A 2,599-nucleotide genomic window follows, 5' to 3' on the forward strand; every position below is an offset into this window, starting at 1 on the left:
GAAGCTGATGACTTCTTCCAGTGTGGATACCGGTCCGTCGCTTCCCGGGATGACAGGTATGTTCGCAAGCTGGGCTTGCTTCCTTGCTTTGACCTTATCTCCAAACATATCTAAATGAGTGGAATGAGGGCCGACGAATGTGATTCCTTCCTCTTCGCATCTTCTGGCAAAATGGATATTTTCTGAAAGGAATCCATATCCCGGGTGAATGGCATCAACCCCGGACTTCTTGGCTATTGTGATAATACCTTCAATATCCAGGTATGCATCTATTGGCTTTTTGTCCTCACCGACCAGGTATGCTTCGTCTGCTTTATATCGATGATAAGATCCGGAATCTTCTTTACTGTAAACAGCAACGGTTCTGATATTCAATTCCGTACATGCACGGAAGACCCGGATGGCAATTTCTCCACGGTTTGCGACTAATACCTTTTGAATTTTCTTCAATACAATCTCTCCTTCTGAGTTAGTTCATGATTGAAAATCTTTCATTACTAGTCTATTAAAAAAAGGCTGACCCGAAAGATGGATGCGAGCTTATCTTAGGGGGCAGACCCTAGACATAGAGTTTTTAATCCTCTAATATAGATCTACATTTTAACACCATATATTTTCTTGTTAGTAGACATATTCTCCAACGGTTCGGCATTTTCCTTCTTCGTTTTATATTTTTCTTCATATTTCACAAACATGGAGACGTTGACAAGGACGCCAAGAGATAAGGACAGGACCAGCAAAGAAGATCCTCCGTAACTGATGAACGGCAATGGAACGCCTGTAATCGGAATCAGTCCGGACACCCCGCCAAGATTGATAAAAGCCTGTATGCCGATCATACTCGAAATTCCGATGGCAAGCATCGTCCCGAATGGGTCCTGGCATTTCACCCCTATATAAATCCCTCTTAAAACAATATAAGATAAACCGAGGATGACGAAACTGACACCCAACACACCTAATTCTTCTGCAATGATGGCCATGATGAAGTCTGTCTGCGGTTCAGGTATATAACCAAGCTTCTGCACACTCTGGCCCAAACCGAGACCCTGGACTCCGCCGGACCCGATGGCAAGGTAAGAGTTAACCAATTGATAGCCTTCCCCCTGTGCATCCTTAAATGGAGACAAATAGGCTTCTATCCTGCTCATTCTTTCGTCCGTGAAAATAAATCCCCTGGCTAAATAGATGAACGGCGAGACGATGACAAGTAAGCCCGTCCCAATTCCGGCAAGCTTAAAGAATGTACGGAAGTTGATGCCGGAGCACATGATGACGATTGCTCCGATCGCAAAGATGATTGCAGCAGTGCCAAAATCCGGTTCCAGGAAGACAATAAAACAAATAAAACCGAGAAAGATAAGCGGCGGAGCAAGCCCCCGATTTAAATCATTGATGTATGCTTGTTTCTTTGAATAGACCGAACCGAGGTAAATGACAACTGCAAGCTTTGCAAATTCAGATGGCTGGATTCTCATGAATCCAAGGTCAATCCAACTCCTGGCATTATTCACTTCACTGCCGATGAAATGTACAGAAATCAGCATACCGATAATGATGAACATGAGAGCCTTGATGATCTTCCCTACCTGAAAAGCTTTATACGGAAACCATGCGGCTGCAGTAAATGCAGTGAAGCCAATCAGGACGTTGATCAGCTGCTTTTTATAAAAATAGTCGCTCTCCAATTCGAAGCGTTCGACAGCCATCACCATACTGGCGCTGTAGACCATGACCAGCCCAAAGAAACACAGGAATACGTATACAGCTATCAAAGAATAGTCGTAGGACTTCATTATTTTTTTTATCATGACAAGTCAACCCTTTTTCTTATATCATTTCTTCTTTTCGTTCAGTGCAGCGATCATATAAGTCAATGTATATACTCTTAGTGTGTTAGGCAGAGTGATTTTATGTACTTCTACAAAAAAACTCAAACAACAGAGTGAAGTATTGTTTGAGTTGTCATGACTATTTTACTTTTTAGTGGACGCTTCATGAAGGGCAGAAAGTTCTCTTTCTAAAGAATCAATTAATTCTTTTCCATCTACGTCGTCCACCAGCCCTAACCGGACAGCAAATTCTATTTCCCGAGATAATCCGAACATTTGGGTATCCAATACTTCCTCGTAAAGAGGACATTGGGGCATCGTTAAATTATCCATTTGTACTTTAATAAGCTGTAATATCTTTTCTGCATCAGCCTTTAGTAATTCATAGGCCTTGTCCCGATGATTAACTGTCATTTCTGACGCCACAGTGATCCCCCCATTCCGAACAAATAGCATTCCTGTCTTAAAATTTTATCGTTAAATCATATAAAATGCAAGAAAAATAAGCTCATTTGTAAGGGGATTTACGAATGGGGGAATACCCTGAAATAGGAAAAACTTAAAATATACTCCATGAATACTTTGCACTTAGCCCTTCCAGCAGCTTTACGCCAGCAAGGCTGTTTCCCACTTCATCCAATGCAGGGCCGAATATGCCAATTCCGCATCTGCCGGGTACACTGCCCATTATCCCGCCGGAAACTCCACTTTTTGCCGGGATCCCCACCTTTATAGCAAATTCGCCCGAGTTATTGTACATGCCGCAT

At 42.5% G+C, this 2,599-nt stretch carries 4 protein-coding genes; all 4 read right to left on the reverse strand.

Annotation, left to right across the window (positions count from 1 at the left end; translation table 11 throughout):
• Window positions 1-456, reverse strand: a 456-nt coding sequence (locus tag HP456_RS22580) for a biotin carboxylase N-terminal domain-containing protein (protein ID WP_312857807.1), incomplete at its 3' end; no start/stop codon positions are given.
• 137 nt (window positions 457-593) lie between these two features.
• A complete protein-coding gene (ftsW, locus tag HP456_RS22585) occupies window positions 594-1,811 on the reverse strand; it encodes a putative lipid II flippase FtsW (RefSeq protein ID WP_172255269.1) in 1,218 nt (405 codons plus the stop codon).
• Window positions 1,812-1,976: 165 nt separating this feature from the next.
• A complete protein-coding gene (locus HP456_RS22590; protein WP_172255271.1) occupies window positions 1,977-2,258 on the reverse strand; it encodes an Fpa/YlaN family protein in 282 nt (93 codons plus the stop codon).
• Between the two features lie 133 nt (window positions 2,259-2,391).
• On the reverse strand, window positions 2,392-2,599 hold a 208-nt coding region (locus tag HP456_RS22595), incomplete at its 5' end, for a glutaminase (protein WP_172255273.1).

This window comes from Bacillus haikouensis (assembly GCF_013179555.1).
Lineage (GTDB): Bacteria > Bacillota > Bacilli > Bacillales > Bacillaceae_B > Rossellomorea > Rossellomorea haikouensis_A.

Excerpts from the sequence above, each read along its gene's own strand:
- ftsW (WP_172255269.1), bottom strand. The coding sequence starts at position 1,811 with ATGATAAAAAAAATAATGAAGTCCTACGACTATTCTTTGATAGCTGTA.